At 64.0% G+C, this 18,554-nt stretch carries 17 protein-coding genes and 1 pseudogene; 12 read left to right on the top strand and 6 right to left on the bottom strand.

Annotated features, from left to right (window positions below; genetic code table 11):
- Positions 1-15: 15 nt before the first annotated feature.
- Positions 16-960, bottom strand: coding sequence for a tetratricopeptide repeat protein (locus tag PGC08_RS13635; protein WP_009882680.1), 945 nt, complete (start codon positions 958-960; stop codon positions 16-18).
- 190 nt (positions 961-1,150) lie between these two features.
- Complete coding sequence (locus PGC08_RS13640) at positions 1,151-2,770, bottom strand: hypothetical protein (RefSeq protein ID WP_101584158.1); 1,620 nt, start codon at positions 2,768-2,770, stop codon at positions 1,151-1,153.
- Positions 2,771-3,023: 253 nt separating this feature from the next.
- On the opposite strand from PGC08_RS13640, the gene orn reads away from it, so the two are divergent.
- From orn to PGC08_RS13655, 3 genes are all read left to right on the top strand, one after another.
- Positions 3,024-3,593 (top strand): oligoribonuclease, encoded by a 570-nt coding sequence (orn, locus tag PGC08_RS13645; protein WP_009882682.1) that lies wholly within the window; start codon positions 3,024-3,026, stop codon positions 3,591-3,593.
- Between the two features lie 77 nt (positions 3,594-3,670).
- Entirely contained in the window at positions 3,671-4,096 is a 426-nt protein-coding gene (locus PGC08_RS13650) for an ArsR/SmtB family transcription factor (protein ID WP_271708616.1), read from the top strand.
- A complete protein-coding gene (locus tag PGC08_RS13655) occupies positions 4,093-5,787 on the top strand; it encodes a SulP family inorganic anion transporter (RefSeq protein WP_271708617.1) in 1,695 nt (564 codons plus the stop codon). Before PGC08_RS13650 ends, PGC08_RS13655 begins: the two co-directional genes overlap by 4 nt.
- A gap of 55 nt (positions 5,788-5,842) precedes the next feature.
- On the opposite strand, the gene PGC08_RS13660 is transcribed toward PGC08_RS13655, so the two are convergent.
- Together PGC08_RS13660 and PGC08_RS13665 are read right to left on the bottom strand one after the other, a co-directional pair.
- Positions 5,843-6,763 carry an SCO6745 family protein gene (locus PGC08_RS13660; RefSeq protein ID WP_271708618.1) on the bottom strand — a complete coding sequence of 307 codons (921 nt, stop codon included), beginning with the start codon at positions 6,761-6,763 and terminating at the stop codon, positions 5,843-5,845.
- A 16-nt stretch (positions 6,764-6,779) separates the two neighbouring features.
- A complete protein-coding gene (locus PGC08_RS13665) occupies positions 6,780-7,622 on the bottom strand; it encodes a FadR/GntR family transcriptional regulator (protein WP_271708619.1) in 843 nt (280 codons plus the stop codon).
- Between the two features lie 222 nt (positions 7,623-7,844).
- Between PGC08_RS13665 and PGC08_RS13670 the strand changes: the two are divergent.
- The 8 genes and pseudogenes from PGC08_RS13670 to PGC08_RS13705 all read left to right on the top strand — a co-directional run.
- A pseudogene (locus PGC08_RS13670) lies at positions 7,845-8,585 on the top strand ((Fe-S)-binding protein); the annotation flags it as partial.
- Between the two features lie 251 nt (positions 8,586-8,836).
- Complete coding sequence (locus tag PGC08_RS13675) at positions 8,837-10,366, top strand: lactate utilization protein B (RefSeq protein ID WP_404801854.1); 1,530 nt, start codon at positions 8,837-8,839, stop codon at positions 10,364-10,366.
- Positions 10,363-11,124 carry a LutC/YkgG family protein gene (locus tag PGC08_RS13680; protein WP_009882690.1) on the top strand — a complete coding sequence of 254 codons (762 nt, stop codon included), beginning with the start codon at positions 10,363-10,365 and terminating at the stop codon, positions 11,122-11,124. The genes PGC08_RS13675 and PGC08_RS13680 overlap by 4 nt, the downstream gene beginning before the upstream one ends.
- A gap of 49 nt (positions 11,125-11,173) precedes the next feature.
- On the top strand, positions 11,174-11,902 hold the full coding sequence (locus tag PGC08_RS13685) for an LmeA family phospholipid-binding protein (RefSeq protein ID WP_271708620.1): 729 nt from the start codon (positions 11,174-11,176) through the stop codon (positions 11,900-11,902).
- A gap of 67 nt (positions 11,903-11,969) precedes the next feature.
- Complete coding sequence (locus PGC08_RS13690) at positions 11,970-12,119, top strand: hypothetical protein (protein ID WP_162619340.1); 150 nt, start codon at positions 11,970-11,972, stop codon at positions 12,117-12,119.
- Between the two features lie 113 nt (positions 12,120-12,232).
- Positions 12,233-13,522: a Na+/H+ antiporter NhaA gene (nhaA, locus tag PGC08_RS13695; protein WP_069600513.1), complete on the top strand. Its 1,290-nt coding sequence runs from the start codon at positions 12,233-12,235 to the stop codon at positions 13,520-13,522.
- Between the two features lie 65 nt (positions 13,523-13,587).
- Complete coding sequence (locus PGC08_RS13700) at positions 13,588-14,868, top strand: Zn-dependent hydrolase (protein ID WP_009882694.1); 1,281 nt, start codon at positions 13,588-13,590, stop codon at positions 14,866-14,868.
- Between the two features lie 45 nt (positions 14,869-14,913).
- Entirely contained in the window at positions 14,914-15,273 is a 360-nt protein-coding gene (locus PGC08_RS13705) for an antitoxin (protein ID WP_009882695.1), read from the top strand.
- Between the two features lie 6 nt (positions 15,274-15,279).
- Here the strand turns inward: PGC08_RS13705 and PGC08_RS13710 are convergent, their stop codons facing one another.
- Positions 15,280-16,008 carry a hypothetical protein gene (locus PGC08_RS13710; protein ID WP_009882696.1) on the bottom strand — a complete coding sequence of 243 codons (729 nt, stop codon included), beginning with the start codon at positions 16,006-16,008 and terminating at the stop codon, positions 15,280-15,282.
- A gap of 2 nt (positions 16,009-16,010) precedes the next feature.
- Positions 16,011-16,865 carry a hypothetical protein gene (locus tag PGC08_RS13715; RefSeq protein ID WP_069600516.1) on the bottom strand — a complete coding sequence of 285 codons (855 nt, stop codon included), beginning with the start codon at positions 16,863-16,865 and terminating at the stop codon, positions 16,011-16,013.
- A gap of 205 nt (positions 16,866-17,070) precedes the next feature.
- Between PGC08_RS13715 and PGC08_RS13720 the strand changes: the two genes are divergently transcribed.
- Positions 17,071-18,390: a glutaminase gene (locus PGC08_RS13720; protein ID WP_096178833.1), complete on the top strand. Its 1,320-nt coding sequence runs from the start codon at positions 17,071-17,073 to the stop codon at positions 18,388-18,390.
- Positions 18,391-18,554: the final 164 nt, after the last annotated feature.

An 18,554-nucleotide genomic window follows, 5' to 3' on the forward strand; every position in this document is an offset into this window, starting at 1 on the left:
GACGGATTCTCTGGATCAGAACAAGGCCCTCATCAATGCTGTGCGTGCCTTGGTCACGGCCGGATCATCCGCACCCAGGACTTCGAAGAGTTCGAGGACCCGCAGGCGCAGCGCTTCCTTCTCATCGCCGGCGCTGACGCGGATCAGCGAGATCAGGCGGTTGAAGGCGCTGCTCGGGTTGCCGCCGACGATTTCTGCGTCGGCTGCTGCCTTGGCCGCCTCGGGGTCTTTGGGGTTCGCATCTGCTGTGGCGATGAGCTGCTGCGGATCGGCGTCGATGAGACGGCGTCCCAATCCGGCGCGAGCGAGACCGAACTTGGCCTCTTCGTCAGCCGGAGACGCAGCCAGTGCCGATTTGAACAGAGACTCGGCCGTATCGAAGTCTCCCCGGTTCAGTGCTTCTTCAGCCTCGGGATGGGCAGGGCCGGCCGGTTCCTGTTCGGCTCCGGCGACGACGGCATGTCCGGTGACGCCGTTCTCGCCGGCGAGTTTGAGCAGCTCATCGAAGTAGGCCTTGACCTGCGCCTCGGGCAGTGCGCTCTGGAACAGAGGCACGGGCTGGCCCTTGACGATGGCGATGACGTTCGGGATCGATTCGACGCCGAAGGCCTGCTGCAGGCGTGGGTTCGCGTCGACGTCGACTCGCGCCAAGACCAGACGGCCGCCGAAGGATTCGACGATGCGTTCGACGATCGGTGAGAGCTGCTTGCCCTGCTCACTCCACTCCGCCTGCAGATCGATGACGACGGGAACCCGGTCCGAGATCGCGACGACGTCGTTGAAGCTGGCCTCGTCGACATCGAATGCCAGGGCAGGCACCGGCACGGCATTCGGGTCCGCGGGGCCTCCTGCGGACTGACCCGGTCCACCGGTCTTCTCCTCATGGGGCAGGTTCTTGCTGCGCACCGCGGACAGATCGAGTCCTTGGTTGGGCTGCGTGTTGTCCTGCGAGGGATCCATTGACACGTGGTCTCCTTTGTTGCGGGAAGTGCGAATTCGTACGGTACGTCTCGTCCGGAACTCTACAGTTCAGACGGCGTTGATGACATCCAGTTTAGAACGTATCGACATCGTCGGGCCTGCACTCACTTCGGATCGCAGTGCCCCGGACCGTTGGAGGTCGCCGGGCCTGCGACCCTTCCAGTTCGGACTATTCCAGTTCGGCGCCGCTGAGTGTCTCCAGTCCGCCGATGAGGCGCACCTTGCCGTCCTTGGGTACGAGGAAGGTCAGGACCTGGGTCGTCTTCGTCGTCACCGGCTTCTGGGTGCTGTCGGATCCGGTCAGTTCCTTCTGCGGGCTGGACAGTGTCAGGGTTCCGGTCCGGCCGTCAACTGACTCCGGAGAGATCGTCGACTCGGCTTCGATGACTCCCGTAACGACGGCGGAATCGTCAGCAGTGCCCTGCGCGACGATCTCCTTGCCGGGGGTGTACTTGTAAGTGACCTCAGCCTTGCCCTCTTCGGCACTCTGCTTCTGAGCCTGCTGGTTCTTCCAGATCGACTTCGAGAAGTCATCGGACTCGAACTTCTTCGCTTCCTTCGAATCCTTCCCTGAGCCCAGTGCCTTCGCGTAATCGGACACAGCCTTCTCTGGGGTCAGCGCATAGTCCTTGGACTTCGGATCGAGAGGTGCCGAGCCCTGCCGGGCGTCGGGAATCTCCGGCAGTTCTGTGCCCGGGACCAGCTGAGTCTGGGACCACAGCTTGTAGTCGGAGCGTGGATCTTCCTGAGTCAGGACCAGAAGCTGAGTGTCATTGCCCGCCGAGGTGATGAGGCTGGTCATGCGCGGCCAGCTGTCGGTGGCTGCGGTGTAGTTCACCACGACCTTCTCGTTGGCCACTGCCGGTGGCAGCTTCTGCTTCTCGACCTTCTCCTTCACCTTGTAGGCGTCCTCGCGCTGCTTCAGGGCTGGTCCTGCCGCACGCTTCTTCAGATCGGAGCTGGATGTCTTCTTGTCTGCGGCCTTGATGTCTTCGGCCACGGAATCGAGAATCCGCTTAGCCTGATCATCGTTGACACCGGCTGCTGCAGAGCTCGGTGCCTCCGAGGGCTCCGGCTTGGGCAGCTCTTCGGGCCCGCAGGCGCTCAGCGCCAGAACGGGAACGATCGCAAATGCGGTTCCGTATTCTGCCAGCTTCTTGCGGCGTTCCTGACGGGCCGTGCGCCGGTTCTTCTCCTTCTTCGCGCTCTTGCGGTTGAAGAAGAGGACGACGATGCCGCCGATGAACAGTGCCCCGCCGATGATCATCAGCGGAAGAGCCCAAGGAGTCTCGGCATGGTTGGGCCAGGAGATGGTGACGGTCTTGACGTCGCCGGGCTCACCGCTGCCGGCGATGAGGAACCCTGTCCGGTTCGCGTCGTCGGTCCAGTCAAGCTCAACCGTGTCTGTTCCGGTGACTTCGGAAGTCCAGAGATCGGCACCGGCAGGGTTGGGGACCTTTGCCTTGCCGTCTTGGGCTTTCACGGTCAGTTCGCCCTCGGGTGCGAGACCGGTCACATGGGCCGAAGCGGAGTCGCCCACCCAGGCTTCGACGTTCTCGGCCGGTGCCTGAGCGATCGTCAGATCGCCTGAGCCCTCGACCTTGAGAGTTGCGGGGGTTTCGTAGAGATTGAGCATCCCGGGGTCGACGACGACGGCCGGTGTCTCCGCATCGATCTCTGCGGTCGCGGTGATCTGGTCGTCCGGCGCCCACAGGGTCTTCTGCAGAATTCCGAGGCCTCCGACAACGACGCCCACCACCATGAGAATCACAGCAAGTGTGTAGCGCACGTACGAACCCTTCCCTCAACAAAGTGTCTTCTGACCCCACGTTCACCCGTGGGACAGTCCAAGTTTAAGTCACTGGGCGCAGATTGGTTTTGTGCGTGTACTCAGCGTGTGTCGACGCGCACAACCAGCGGTGTGTCGGTGCACACAGCCAAGTGCGTGGTGATCCGCACATCCGGGGAAAATGCTCAGCCCCACTCCTCTGCTCTAAGCTGGTCTGGTGAGCAACGACAAAATTGTGTGGATCGACTGTGAAATGACCGGCCTCGACGAAGTCAGGGATGAGCTCATCGAAGTGGCGGCTGTCATCACCGACTTCGACCTCAACCCCCTCGACGAGGGCATCGACATCGTCATCAAACCCTCCGCCGCGGCGCTGGAGAACATGAACGACTTCGTCACCAAGATGCACACGAGTTCCGGACTCATCACCGAACTCGATGCAGGGACGACGGTCGCCGAGGCGCAGACCCAGGTGCTCGAATACATCAAGAAGCACGTCCCGGAGGCTGGCAAGGCACCCTTGGGCGGCAACTCGGTGGGCACCGACAAGGTGTTCCTGAACAAGCAGATGCCCGAGCTCGTCGAGCACCTCCACTACCGGATCATCGACGTGTCCTCGATCAAGGAACTGAGTAAGCAGTGGTTCCCCCGCGCCTACTTCCAGTCGCCTGAGAAGCACGGTGGTCACCGCGCACTCGGCGACATCCTCGACTCGATCGTCGAGCTCCAGTACTACCGCAAGGCCGTCTTCTCGGCTGAGGGCCCGACCTCGGAAGAGGCGAAGTCCATCGCCGCCGAGGTGAGCGCCAGCATCACTCGCTGACTGGCCTGAGCAACACCTCCTGACTGGTCCAGTGCCATTCGCCGTCTTCGGCGTTCATGTGAAATGATGATTTCATCATGCCATTAAGTCACGTGCAGCGCCCCCTCTATGAGGTCAAGGCCAATCTGTTCAAAGGGTTGGCCCACCCCTACCGAATCCGTATCCTCGAGCTCCTCGCCGGCGCCGCAGAGTTCAGCGTCACCGACCTGCAGGCCGAGACCGAGCTCGAAGCCTCCCACCTGTCCCAGCACCTTGCCGTTCTCCGTCGGCATCGCCTGGTCGAATCCGAGCGTCGAGCCAGCCACGTCTACTACCGCCTCTCCGACCGGCGCACCGCTGAGCTTCTCTCCGTGGCCCGGTCGCTGCTGCTGTCGATGCTCGAAGACGACGAGGGCCGCCTCGCCGAGGCTCAGACGCTGCCACAGATCCCAGGTGGCCCTGCCACCACGGGCAGAGTTGCGCCCACCGCCAGCCCTGTCACCACCAGTGAGACCGCGCAGTGAGTTCGCCCAGCACCGCCTCGGCGGCTCTGTTCAGCTCCCTCAGACGAGTACGCTCTCTGCTGCCTGGCGTCTCCGACTACAGCGAGACCCGCCGGTCGTGGCCGAGGGACCTCCTCGCCGGTGTCACCGTCGGCATCGTCGCTCTCCCCTTGGCACTCGGCTTCGGCGTCAGCTCGGGGCTCACCGCGGAACAGGGCCTGATCACTGCGATCGTGGCGGGTCTGCTCGCGGCGGTCTTCGGTGGATCGCATGTGCAGATCTCGGGACCGACCGGTGCGATGGCCGTCGTGCTCGTGCCCATCGTCGCCACCCAGGGCGCCGAGGCGGTGGTTGCGGTCACGCTCATCGCCGGGATCATCGTCGTCGCGGCCGGACTGCTGCGTCTGGGACGTGCCGTGTCGTTCATTCCCTGGCCCGTGATCGAGGGGTTCACGCTGGGAATCGCGGCCATCATCTTCTTGCAGCAGGTCCCGTTCGTCACGACGCCGACCGACTCGCAGCCGGGTGAGCACAGCACGAATGCGCTGGTCGCTGCCTCACAGCTCATCTCTGAAGCCGACTGGTCCTATCTGCCCTATTCACTCACGGCAGTCGCGATCGTCGCCGTGTGCATGGTCCTCGCCCCGAAGATCCACTCCTCCATCCCGGGATCACTCGTCGGCATCATCATCGTCACGGCACTTGCCGCGCTGGTGCCCAATCCGCTCGCGACCATCGGCGAGATTCCGCGCTCACTGCCCTTGCCCTCTGTTCCCAGCATCGACCTCGGCGCCGTCGGAGGACTGCTGCCGGCTGCCGGGACGATCGCCGCATTGGCGGCCATCGAATCGCTGCTCTCCGCACGAGTGGCCTCGTCCATGTCGGAATCGGGCGCCTACAGTCCCGACCGAGAGCTGGTCGGACAGGGAATCGCGTCCATCGGCTCCTCGCTCTTCGGCGGCATGCCTGCCACCGGCGCCATCGCCCGCACCTCGGTCAATATCCGTGCCGGCGGTCGCACCAGGCTCGCCTCGATCGTCCACGCCCTCGTCCTCCTGGCCATCGTTCTCGCCGCGGCCGCGCCCGTGGGACACATCCCGCTTGCGGCCCTGGGCGGAGTCCTCTTCGTCACCGCGGTGCGCATGGTTCACCTGACCACGGTGCGTGCCATAATGCGATCGACGCGATCCGATGCAGTCGGCTTCGTCATCACCGCACTCATCACGATCTCGTTCGACCTCATCATCGCCGTCGGCATCGGCATGGTCGTGGCCGCCGCGTTCGCCCTGCGCAACCTGTCCCGGGCCACCGGAGTCACGATCGAAGAGGTCGCCGCCGACGACTCTGCCCATCCCGGCGATGATTCGATCTCGATCGTGCGCTTCGATGGACCGCTGTTCTTCGCCTCCTCGGACCGGGTCTTCGACGAAGTCATGGAGCTCGACGGAATCGTCGTGGTGATCCTGCGGATGTCCCAGCTCGAGCTCGTCGATGCGTCCGGGGCGCGCATCCTCGCCGAGGTGGTGCACACCTTCGAACGCCGCGGGATCACGGTCCTCATCAAGGGCGTGAAGGACTCCCACGTCGATCTGTTCCGTCACGTCGGGGTGCTCAGCGCACTCAGACACAAAAAGCACCTGTTCGATGACCTGCCCAGTGCCATCGAGCATGCACGCTCACACGTGAAGCGGGCCTCGACCGGCTCCCGCTGAACCGAGGTGGATGCCGGCGCAGCGACGACGTGCGCGCCGGCCCGGCTTCAGTGATTCAGCTGGTCTTCTTGGCCGGCTGGGCGAAGACCGAGGCGGGGAAGGCCCCGGACTGGGCCAGGACCTTGATCAGGCTGCGGCTCAGAGACACGAGCGCCTCGATCTCCTCGTCGGAAAGGACCGACCAGGCTGCGGCCACGGTGCCGTCGGTGAGCTGCTCGACCTGCTCCTTGAGATCGCGGCCAGCATCCGTGATCGCCGGCAGGTCGAAGCCGCGCTCGTCCTCACCGACAGTGATGAGACCGGCCTCGGCCAGACGCGACTGCGCGGCCTTCCACTCCTCGTCGGTGTACCCGCGGGTCTTCTGCGCCGCACGAGGCTTGAACGAAGCACCCGTGGCGACATCGAGCATGAGAGCGTCGATACCCGGCACGCCTGTTGTCACCAGCGAGGCCACATGGCCGTCACCGCGGAACTCTCGGGCGATGGTCGCCACGCCCCACAGCCGTTCGAACGCCGTGTTCGGCTTGTGTGCCGTCAACGCGTCCGCGGTGGCCTGAGCCAATACTCGGCCCGAGAAGTCCATGTTCGCCAGCACCGGCTCCACGGCCGTGGCCACCTGCGTGGCCGCCTCGGTGAGCAGCGCAATGTCCTCACGGGAGTCGAAGAGCTCGGCCATGAATGCGGCCACTGCGTCGAAGCGCGCCTGCACCATGGTCTCCGGTGACGCTGTGTCCCAGATCTTCGGGAACTGGGTTGAAAGGAAGGCATGTGAGTAGTTGTAGTAGGCGGCGCTGACGACCCCGGCATTCACACGCCCCAGCGGAGCCGATCGTCCGGCCAGGTTCCCCTCGACTCCGGGCTCGAGGCCGTGCTTGGCATACTCCCGGCCCACGGTCTCGGAGAAGTACATGGCCGAGTGGAACGAGTTGAGACGGGAAGAGACGGTCCTGATGTTCTGCGTGCGCTGCGAGTTCATGGTGCCCATCCTATGGTCAGGGCTCCCATGCGTCGATAGCGTTCGCCGGCGCATCTGTGCTGGTGGAGCCGGTGTCGGCTGGCGCAGAGTCACTGCTGCCAGTAGTGGCTCTGATTCCAGTGGTGGCAGCGAACCAGTGGATGTGGTCCGCACATTCTCGACGTGCCCGGTCCGCGTCACCGGCGAGAACGCTCTCGAGCAGACCGGCGTGCTGTGCGGTGAGTTCGGCCTGCACCCACGGCCAATCATCGGTGCCGTCGGCCGCTGCGGAGACATAGTCGAGGATGCTGCTGGACAGTGACGCCAGGATGATGTCGGTGACCGGATTGCCGGCCGCGGCACACAGTTCACGATGGAATCGGGCGTCGAGATCATGGAAGGTCGCCTTGGCGATGTCGGCCTCACGCATCCGAGCCAAAAGCTCACCAGCTCGCCTCAGGTGGACCCTGCCCGACCCGGTGCGGGGGTCGCCCGTCGGTGACTTCCTCGCGACAGATCCAGCTTCGGCAGCAACAGCCTCGGCGGCGGTGGCAACCGCATCTGACTCGAGGACGACTCGAGTGGTGAGGACGTCTGCGGGAGCGATATGCCGAGCCGAGACGTGCAGCTTCAAGGCCCGGGACAGGCCCACCGCCGGCTCGGAGACGATGACCGATCCGGCCTCGGGCCCCGAACCGACACCAGACCGGATGAGGCCGACGGCGTCGAGGATGCGGATGGCCTCGCGCACACTGGATCGGGAGACTGCGAAGCGCTGAGCCAGGGCCCGCTCCCCCGGCAGCCGGTCACCGAGGCTGAGGGTGCCGTCGAGGAAAGCACCCTCGATTCCGGCAAGGACTATTTCATAAGCCTTATTCATCGTAATTGCCTTTTCGCCGACCGCGGTACCCGCAAAGAGTCCCCAGTCAGCGGGATTGTCAGGGGCATCTGTGCCGAGGCCTTTGCGGGGACATCCCCTTATGTTAAGGTCTGACCACATTTGTGACAAGAACCACTTCCGTCGCATTCGATCGGTCTCCGCTCAGGAGCCGAGCCCCGGATCCGATTCTTGGCACTGCAGGCACCACGGCTTGGAGGTCAGATGAAGATTGCACTGTTCGCCACGTGCATCGTCGATGCCATGTATCCGGAGGTCGCGCAGGCGACCGTGACGATTCTGCGCAGACTGGGCCATGAGGTGATCTTCCCCGAGGGACAGACCTGCTGCGGGCAGATGCACATCAATTCGGGGAAGTTCGCGCAGGCAGAACCGGTCATCGCAGCCCATGCCCGGGCCTTCTCCAGCACCGAGTGGGATGTCGCTGTCGCCCCCTCGGCGTCCTGTGTCGCCTCGCTCGGACACCAGCAGCCGATGGTCGCCAGACGGATGGGCAACGAGGCCCTGGCCACGGAGGCCGCCGACATCGCCGGACGCACCTATGAACTCTCGCAGTTCCTCACCGACGTCCTCGGCATCACGGACGCGGGGGCTGACCTGGGATCCTACTTCCCTCACCGGGTGACCTACCACCCTTCGTGCCACGGAATGCGCCTGCTGCGCCTCGGCGATCGTCAGAGCAATCTGCTGCGCTCGGTCAAGGAAATCGACTTCGTCGAGCTCCCTCTGGCCGACTCCTGCTGCGGATTCGGAGGCACATTCTCGGTGAAGAACCCCGAGGTCTCCTCCGCGATGCTCGCCGACAAGGTCCGCACCATCCAATCGACCGGCGCCGAGGTGTGCACCGGCGGAGATGCCTCCTGCCTCCTGCACATGGGCGGCGGGATGTCTCGCTTCCAGCGGACCGGGAACTTCGAGGGCACCCCCGACGTCACGGCCGTGCATGTGAAGCAGACGAGCTCGACCGAGGCCGGCGCTGACAATGCCGATCAGCTCACAGCGGTCGTCGGAGCCAGCGACGATGACCACCGAATCCCCGGCGAACAGGGCACACAGCCGCAGGAGCCGAGCCAGGTGCAGTCGGGCCTGAGAGTCGGACAGTCAGCGGTCCACTTGGCGCGGATCCTCGCCTCGACCAAGGAGGATCCGCTGCGTGTCCAAAGTGAAGGAGCAACCGTGAGCGGAGGGAGTCTGCGATGACTTTTCTGGGAATGCCGCTGCTGCGGTCCACACGCCATGACGACCATGAGATTCCGGGCGGTCAGGGCAATATCGTCGAAGACGAGTCCTTCGCCGGGGTCTCACATCAGCATCTGTCGAACCAGCAGCTGCGCAACAACATCGGACATGCGACCGCGACGATTCGGGACAAACGCTCCGAGGTCGTCGCCGAGCTCGACGATTGGGAGGCCCTGCGGGAGGCAGGGTCTCAGGCCAAGAATCACGTGATGGAGAACCTGCCGGAGTATCTGGCCGAGTTCGAGAAGAACTTCACGGCAGCCGGCGGCGTCATCCACTGGGCCCGGGATGCCGATGAGGCCAATGCCATCGTCACCGAACTCGTCGAGGCCAACGCCCCGGTGCTGGAGAGCGGGCGCCGTGAGGTGATCAAGGTCAAGTCCATGGCGACCCAGGAGATCGGCCTCAACGAACACCTCGAGACTCAGGACATCGACGCTTTCGAAACCGATCTGGCCGAGCTCATCGTCCAGCTCGGCGATGACAAGCCCAGCCACATTCTTGTCCCGGCCATCCACCGCAACCGCGATGAGATCCGCGACATCTTCATGGACAAGATGCCCGATGCCGGAGACCTGACGAATGAGCCCGCAGTCCTCGCCGAGGCTGCCCGGCGACATCTGCGCCACAAGTTCCTCACCACGAAGGTCGCGATCTCCGGAGCGAACTTCGGCATCGCCGACACCGGGTCACTCGGCGTCGTCGAGTCGGAGGGCAACGGCCGCATGTGCCTGACCCTGCCGGAGACGCTCATCACCGTAATGGGCATCGAGAAGCTGCTGCCGAGCTTCGATGATCTCGAGGTCTTCCTGCAGCTGCTGCCCCGTTCATCGACCGGTGAGCGGATGAACCCGTACACCTCATTCTGGACGGGCACGACTCCCGGCGACGGTCCGCAGAACGTCCACCTCGTCCTCCTCGACAATGGCCGCACCCGGGCCCTGGCCGATGAGCACGGACGCACAGCGCTCAACTGCATCCGCTGTTCGGCGTGCATGAACGTCTGCCCCGTCTACGAACGCACCGGCGGGCACGCCTACGGGTCGACCTACCCGGGACCGATCGGCGCGATCCTCTCACCGCTGATGACCGGCATAGAAGTCGAAGAGAACGGCTCCCTGCCCTACGCTTCGAGCCTGTGCGGAGCCTGCTACGACGTGTGCCCGGTCAAGATCAACATTCCCGAGATCCTCGTCCACCTGCGCGGCGAGGACGTCGAAGCCAACCACTCCCCCGTCTCCTCACAGCTCGACGCCGCACTCACCGGCGCCTCGTGGATGATGAGCGACGGCAAGCGGATGGCCGCAGCCGAATCCGGTCTGCCCATCGCCCACACGGTCACCGGCGGCGAGCAGATCAATTCGCTGCCAGGCATCGCAGGAGCATGGACCTCGAGCCGTGACATCCCCGCGCTGCCGGAGAAGAGCTTCAGACAGCTGTGGGCCGAGGATCAGGCCCGCGCAGAGGAAGAGGACGACGAGACATGACGGACACCGCACGTGAAGAGATCCTCGGCCGCATCAATCAGGCCCTCGGTCGCCGAGGTGGGGGCGAGTACGTCTCGTCCGCCTCCGGGACCGTGCCCACCGGTTCACCCCCAAGTGCCACCGGCTCCGAGCAGTCACACGGCACGAGCGGCGAGGCCGAAGCTGCTGGTGCCGACATTCCCGCGGCCGGCGGCGGAATGGTCAATCAGAGCGCGGACTATCTTCGCACCGGCACGCATGAGGGTGAGGACCTCATCGAGCTGCTCATCGATCGTCTTGTCGACTATAAGGCCAACGTCCACCGCGTCAGCGGCGACCCAGCGGCCACCATTGCGGGGCTCCTCGACTCCGGGTCGAAGGTCGTCGTGCCTCGCGGGCTCGATGACTCATGGATGAACTCGTTCTCCGGTGAGGTCTCGGTCGATGCTCCGGGTCAGGAGCTGAGCATTCCCGAACTCGACGCACAGGCTGCGGTGGTGACCGCCTCGGCGGTGGCGATCGCGCAGACGGGAACCATCGTCCTCGACGGATCACCCGAGTGCGGCAGGCGGGCGATCACGCTCGTGCCGGACCATCATGTCTGCGTTGTGCGCGTGGCCGACATCGTCGACATCGTGCCCGAGGGGATCGCCCGCCTGACTCCGACGGCGGCGCTGACATTCATCTCCGGGCCCTCGGCGACGAGCGACATCGAGCTCAAACGTGTCGAAGGCGTCCACGGTCCGCGCACCCTCGACGTGGTCATCGTCGATACGTGAGTCGGACCCACGACGCCTGGGCCATCAGCGATGCGGAACAATGGTGGCTATGACGATGGCCCGCACTGCAGAGTACCCACGCGAACCACCTCGGCGGAGGTCTCGCCGGTCCAAGCTCATCGTCACCGCGGTCATCGTCGTGCTCACCCTCATCCTCGGCGTCATCGCCGCCGACCGGGTGGTCGACTTCACCACTGAGCAGAAGATCGCCTCGAGCCTCGAACCCTACGGCGAGGCTGATGTCAACGTTGAGGGCTTCCCCTTGCTCACTCAGATGGCCGGAGGAACGCTTGACACCGTTCGTGTCACAGCGGATCAGGCGCAGTATGAGAATGTCGACTTCACCGACGTCGATGCCGAACTCTTCGACGTCCCGGTCGACACCTCACGCCCCATCGGCACGGTCGAGGCGAGCGCAGTGATTCCGCTGTCGACGATCGACTCGCTGGCCACTGAACACGCCTCGCTGCCCGAGGGAATGTCGTTCACCACGATCGACGGCGGACTCTTCCTCAAAGGCTCGCTGCTCGGTCAGGAGCTGCTCATCGGAATAGACCCGCAGGCGCAGTCGCGGCAGGTCGTGGTCAATGCCACGACCATCAAGCTCGGATCTGCCGAGGTCGACATCGACTCGCTTCCGTCATTTCTGACCTCGTCGATCTCCGACATCGTCATCGACCTCGACTTCCTGCCCGCAGGCCTGGAACTCACCGACATCAAGGCCACTGACACCGGTCTGGAGATCAGCCTCCATGGCACCGGAGTCTCCTTGAACTGAGGTTGGGGCGACTCGAGGCGGGGCGTGAACCTGCGAGAGCATTCTGATTTCGCGTAGACTGACTGTGATGACTCCCACGATGCCCGACACCGTTTTCACACCAAAGGTGTGGGTTCTGGGACATCCGGGCACCAATGGCTACATCACCTCCTGGGGCATGATGCTCTCGGGAACAGCCCCACTTCTGGCCGGCGAACGACTCCGGCCCACCCTCTGAGCAGACGATCATGAGCACGAGCCTCTCGGCGCTCGATCACTGATCGTTCTGGCAGAGCACCCACACATTTCGGGTCGGAAAAGCACACCGTCCGACCACGAAATGGGATCTCCGTGTCTTCACCTTCTCCAACGACCACCGGCGACAATCGCCTGCTCACCTCTCTGCGCAAGGACACCGTCGGCGGCGGACTCCTCGTCATCGCCGCACTCACCGCCCTCATCTGGGCGAACTCTCCACTCGCGGACTCGTACTTCGCTCTCAGAGACGTCGAGATCGGCTTCGCGCCGTGGCACCTGCAGCTGAGCCTGGGCACCTGGGCCGCCGACGGGCTGCTCGCGATCTTCTTCTTCCTCGTCGGGGTGGAGCTGAAGACCGAATTCACCCATGGGGACCTGCGCAGCTTCCGCACGGCCATCGTCCCGATCACTGCCGCCGCCGGCGGTGTCATCGTCCCGGCCCTCATCTACACGGTGCTCATGACCTCGAACCCGCAGCTGCTGCGCGGCTGGGCGATTCCCACCGCGACGGACATCGCGTTCGCCGTCGCGATCCTCGCGATCATCGGCTCCCACCTGCCCAAGGCGCTGCGCATCTTCCTCCTCACCCTCGCCGCTGTCGATGACCTGCTCGCCATCGGCATCATCGCCGTCTTCTACACCGAGACCATCAACCCCATCCCCCTGCTGGCAGCCGTCGGAGTCATCATCGTCTACGGACTCATCGCCTCCCGGTGGCGAACATTCTTCGTCGACCGCGCGTGGGCAGCGTGGGTGATTCTGCTGCCGCTGGGACTCATCGCCTGGGGCCTCATGCATGCCTCCGGAATCCACGCCACGATCGCCGGTGTCGCACTCGGGTTCACCATCCCGGCCCTGGCTCGGCGCCGGGACACAGGTCAGGATCGCAGGCCAGTCCAAGACGAAACCCCGAATCTCGCCGAGGTGCTCGAACACCGCCTGCGCCCCCTGTCCGCAGGATTCGCCGTCCCCGTGTTCGCCTTCTTCGCCGCGGGTGTGGCCGTGGGCGGATTCGAGGGGCTGGCCACGGCATTCTCCCAGCCGCTGACCTTCGCGATCATCGCGGCACTGGTGCTCGGCAAACCATTGGGCATCCTCGCCTCGACGTGGCTGGTCTCCCGATTCACCTCCGCCGGGTTGGATCCGAGCCTGAAATGGCTGGATCTGGCCGGCGTCGGTCTGCTCGCCGGCATCGGCTTCACGGTCTCCCTCCTCGTGGCCGAACTCAGCTTCATTCCCGGCTCCCCCGCACACGATTACGCGAAGGTCGCCATCCTCAGCGCCTCCGTGATCGCGGCCCTGCTGGCAACGCTCGTCTTGGGCAGCAGAAACCGTCGGTACCGGAAGGCAGAGGGCGCTACCCTGGATGTGCATCAGCCCTGACGAGGGCACACCTCTTCACGCACACTGGCACCGCCTCACCACCGCACCATCAGAAAGGCTCAACGATGAGCACGATCACCCCGGTAGGCCAACGATTCTCATCCGAGCTGACGACGCTGGCCACCCTCGTCGACTCGGAGCGGCCCGGATGGACGAGGCGAGCGCTGAGCGAATTCGACATCGCCGGCCGCGACTACGCCCGCACCCTGATGAAGCAGGCAGGGCTGCAGACCCGAGTCGACGGGGCCGGAAACGTCATCGGAGTCTTGCCCGGTCGCCTCGGCGGGCGTGAGATCATGCTCGGGTCCCACACGGACACCGTCGACGGCGGTGGCCGATTCGACGGAATCACCGGTGTCCTCGGTGCCATCGAGGTCGTGCGGCTGCTGCGGGAGAACGACATCCGACTCGACCATGACCTCGTCATCGTGGTCTTCTTCAACGAAGAGCCCAATGACTTCGGCTTCTTCTGCGTCGGCTCCCGGGCGATGACAGGACTCGTCGACCGCACCACCCTGGCCGCCACCGACACCAGCGGCCGCAGCCTCGCCGAGGCTCTGCCTGATTCCGGCATCGATCCCGAGGCTTTCCTCGACGCACGCTACGACTTCTCGAAGGTCACTGCCTTCCTCGAACTCCACATCGAGCAGGGGCCCGAACTGGAGCGGATGGGCAGACAGATCGGCGTCGTTGAGACCATCACCGGCATCAACCACTTCAAGGCGCTCTTCACCGGACGCCAGGACCACGCAGGCACGACCCCGATGGATGTCCGCGCCGACGCGGGGTGTGCCGCTGCCGGCACGGTGCTCGCCGTCGAGTCGATCGCCGAGTCCGGGACGAACACGCGGGGTACGAGCGGTCAGATCCAGTTCACTCCCGAGGCCGTCAACGTCGTCTCGGCCAATGCCAGCGTCGAAGGCGAGTTCCGCGGCCCCGAGGGGTCCTGGCTGAATGAGGCTCAGCGGCGGCTCACCGATGCTGCCAACCAGAACGCCGACAAGCGCGGTGTCCACGTGGAGATGGAGTGGACGACCGACGATGCGCCCGTGCCGCTGCACGAGCCGATCACCTCGACCATCGCCGAGGTGGCCGATGAGCTTGGTCATTCCAGGGCCACGATGTTCTCCGGTGCCGGTCACGACGCGGGCATCATCGCCGCCAAGACGCAGGTGGGCATGATCTTCGTGCCCTCACATGATGGCCGCAGCCACTGTCCCGAGGAATTCACGGAACTCGATGACATCGTCCCTGGAATCGAGGTTTTGCTGCAGACGGTGCTCCGCCTCGACGGTGCTACAGGTTCAGGTGCGACTGCACGGTCAGGTGGAGCACAGTCGCGGTGACTACAGTCAGTGCTGACACGACCGTCTGCTGAGAAGGGCCGCATCATGCCATTCGACAAGTTCATCAACAAGGCAAAGAACCTGGCCAACGATCCGAAGGTCCGCGAGAAGCTCAACTCCGACAAGGGAGAGAAGGCTACCGATTCGATTCTCGACAAGGCGGCAGGGGTCGCGGAGTCTCTGACCAATGGCAAGCACACCGATAAGATCCAGAAGGCCCGAGACGCCGCCGACCGTGCCGTCGGCACCGATGGGAAGTCGGAGAACAACCAGGCCGATGGCCAGCGCCCGGCCGGTGAGCAGAACCCCGGTGACAATCAGCGTCCCACTGACGAGCAGCGACCGACCGGCGAGCAGCGCCCCGATGTGAATCCTCGCACCGACGAGGGCGAAACTCGCCCCTGAGGATTCTCACTTCGTCGAATCGATCCTCGGCTCGCTGAGGCCTGCCTCATCGGTGTCGAGAATGATCCGTACTGCGTCGGTCTCTGCCAGCTCGTCAGGCCCGATCAACCAGTCATCACCGGACTTCCGGCCGCAGGGTTCACCCTCCGGAGGCCAGTCCTCACACTCGACTGCGACGATCGATTCAGCTGATTTCACGACCACGTCCCCGGGCACCAACGATCGGAAGTAGACGGCGACTCCTCCAGTCTTCGCCTGCACGGAGCCGACTGCTGCACCGGTGACCCTGTAGTCGACGGTGCCCTCGTGCTCTCCTTTGGTGAATGTGTCCTCGGCGGAGATGTCGACGGCGTGGACCTCGTGCTCAACATCCACCTCGGCGGCTTGACCATCCATGGTGATCGTCGGATCTGAGTACTGTGCCCGCAGGTAAGGCGGCAGCACAGACTCCGTGTCAGGCAAGCGGAAGCCGTCGTGAACCATGCCGCCGAAGGTGAACTTGTAGTTCCTGGCCAACTCCATGGTCTGGTCGATGTGCACCTGATAGCTGCCGTCGGAGTCGATGGTGATGGTGTGAGTGGCGTCCTCTCCCATGTACGGGTTGGGTGCGGCAGAGACGTCATCGACGGGAACCGTGCCAGCGACGATGGTTGCGGCCACGACCACCAGTACACCGAGGCCGGCACCGGCGGCTTTCCGGTTACCTGAACTGGTCCAGTGCTTTCGGGAGTTCATGATCAGCTCCTCTCGCGTTCGGGTGCGTCAATGGGTTCGGCCTGCATGTTCTCCGGGGCTGCGAATCCGATGGCCTCGATGCTGGGTGAGGTCTCTTCTGACCAGGTGAGTCTGGTCCCGTCGTCGGTGAAGCGATGTTTGTCCAATCCCGTGCATTCGGCGTCAGGGTCGAACTCCGTATGGTCTGGCAGGCACTGGATCGGGCCTCCCGCTTCCAGTGACACGGTGCGCATGCTCGGCGCTTCGTTCGATCCAGAGGGAAATCGCAGGGGCAGAACGAAGAGCTCATGCCCATCGACGTTGAGGTAGACGTCGTCAAGAACATAGGTGATGTCGACGACGTGCCTGCCCGGGGTCCACTGCGAATCCTCGCCAGCCTGCTTCTCACGCGTGAAGTCGTAGACGGCCGAGTCGGAGAATGGATCGTCGATCGACCGATTCTCGCGTGTCACGGTGAGATCGCCCACCTCGGCGGGATTCTCCTTCGTTGAGTCCTCCGCGGTGCTCAGCTCCTGCGCTGAGACCTCCCCAACTTGTGGGAGCACGTAATACCTCGGACCGTCACCGACGCCGGTGTTCCAGCCGATCTGCTCTCCACCGATATACCAGGACAGCGGCTCCTTCATCTCATCTGTGACATCGAAGATCAGGCGCTGGCTCACCTGCAGCGACCCATCGCTACGCGGTGTCACGTTCACCGTGATCTCTTCAGGTGTCAGCGCCTGTTCGGGATACCTCGACCGATCCGGTGGCATATCGGGGATGCGGGCGGACCCCTGGAACACGATCACGAGGATGATGACTATCGCGGCGAACCCGATGGCACCGGCGACGATGATGCTGATTGGCTTCGACATATTCACACACTATGGTTGGCCGCTGCGGCATCTGTGCCAGCCCAGTTCCAGTTCTGCCACATGCTCTGCCCATGTTGAGTTCGCTGCCCCGCGGTGGACTCCCCACCAGCAGAGGTGTGTGTGAGAATAGCAGTCGGGCATCAGCTGCCCCGACTCATTCAACCGAATCACATCCCACGAACTTCATCACACTGCAGGAGGTGCAATGCGATCCCCTATCCCTGATTTTCTGGACGAGACGCTTGATCGTCACAGGTCAGACCGGTCCGGTGTGAACGCGGACTATATCCCCGATCTGGCGGCAGCCGATCCGGAGAAGCTGGGTATCTGCATCTCCACCCTCGACGGGGTCGAATACTCCTCCGGTGACTCGGAGTTCGAGTTCTCCATCCAATCGATGTCGAAGCCCTTCATCTACGGCATGGCGATCGAGCAGGAGGGACTGGCCGCGGTCCTCGACATGGTCGGTGTCGAACCCAGTGGTGAGGCCTTCAACGAGCTCTCGCTGGACAAGATGTCGGGCAAACCACTCAACCCGATGATCAACGCCGGAGCCATGGTCATCCATTCGCTCCTGGGTGAGCCGGGAGCCTCGCTGGCCGAGCGGATCGAGATCGTGCGTGCCGGCTTGTCCGAGTTCGCCGGGCGGCAGCTGCGCGTCGACGATTCGGTGGCCGAAGGCGAATGGGGTGAGGCCTACCGCAATGTCGCGATCGCCAATATGCTGCGCTCCTACGGTGTCTACACCGACCAGCCCGACGAGGTGGTCCAGGGCTATATCGCCCAGTGCTCGATCCTCATCACCACCAAGGATCTGGGCATCATGGCCGCTACCCTGGCCGCCGGTGGAATCAATCCGATCACCGGCAAACAGGTGCTCTCACCTCGCGTGAACCGTCAGGTCCTCGGCGTCATGATGACGTGCGGCATGTACGACGCGGCCGGTGACTGGATGACAGAGGTCGGCGTGCCCGCCAAGTCAGGCGTCTCGGGCGGAGTCTTCGGGGTCCTGCCCGGACAGGTCGGCATCGCCACCTTCTCTCCGCGCCTGGACAAGCACGGGACGAGTGTTCGTGGAGCCAACATCTTCCGGACTCTCTCACGGGAGCTGAGTCTGCACATCATGGATGCTCCCGAACCTGCCCGCTCCATCATTCGCCGTGACCGACGCTTCGTGGACTCCCAGGGCGTCATGGTCCGCATCTGCAGCCTCCAGGGCTTGATTCAGTGGAGCGGTGCCGAGAACGTCATCCGGACCATGGACGCCCCCGAATCCAATGTCGAGGTCTTCGTTCTCGACCTGCGTCGGGTCAACGAGATCAACGGGGTGGCCAGGCGCATGCTCACCGAGGCGATGAGTCGTCTCGAGGACGACGGCAAGCGCATCGCGCTCATGGACCCCGAAGACATGCTCCTGTGCAAGAGCCCGAGCTCGTCCCTGCCTGAGGTCGAATACGTCGACTCCCCCAAGGCGCTCAAGGGTCTGCGACGGCTGCGTGAGGACTGGTCACAGAGAGCCGTGTGATTTTGCTGCGTGATTTCGCAGCGGCTCCTGGTGGCCCGGCTGAGGCAGCCCACACCGTCACTTGATAAGGTAAGGCTAACTAACCTGATCATGCAGGCGCAGTTTGGGCCCCTCGCCGAGGCGGCCCATCCGAACGGCCCGGCCCTGTCGCATCCCAGCGCATC

The organism is Brevibacterium sp. BDJS002, assembly GCF_028201555.1.
In the GTDB taxonomy this organism is placed as follows: domain Bacteria; phylum Actinomycetota; class Actinomycetes; order Actinomycetales; family Brevibacteriaceae; genus Brevibacterium; species Brevibacterium aurantiacum.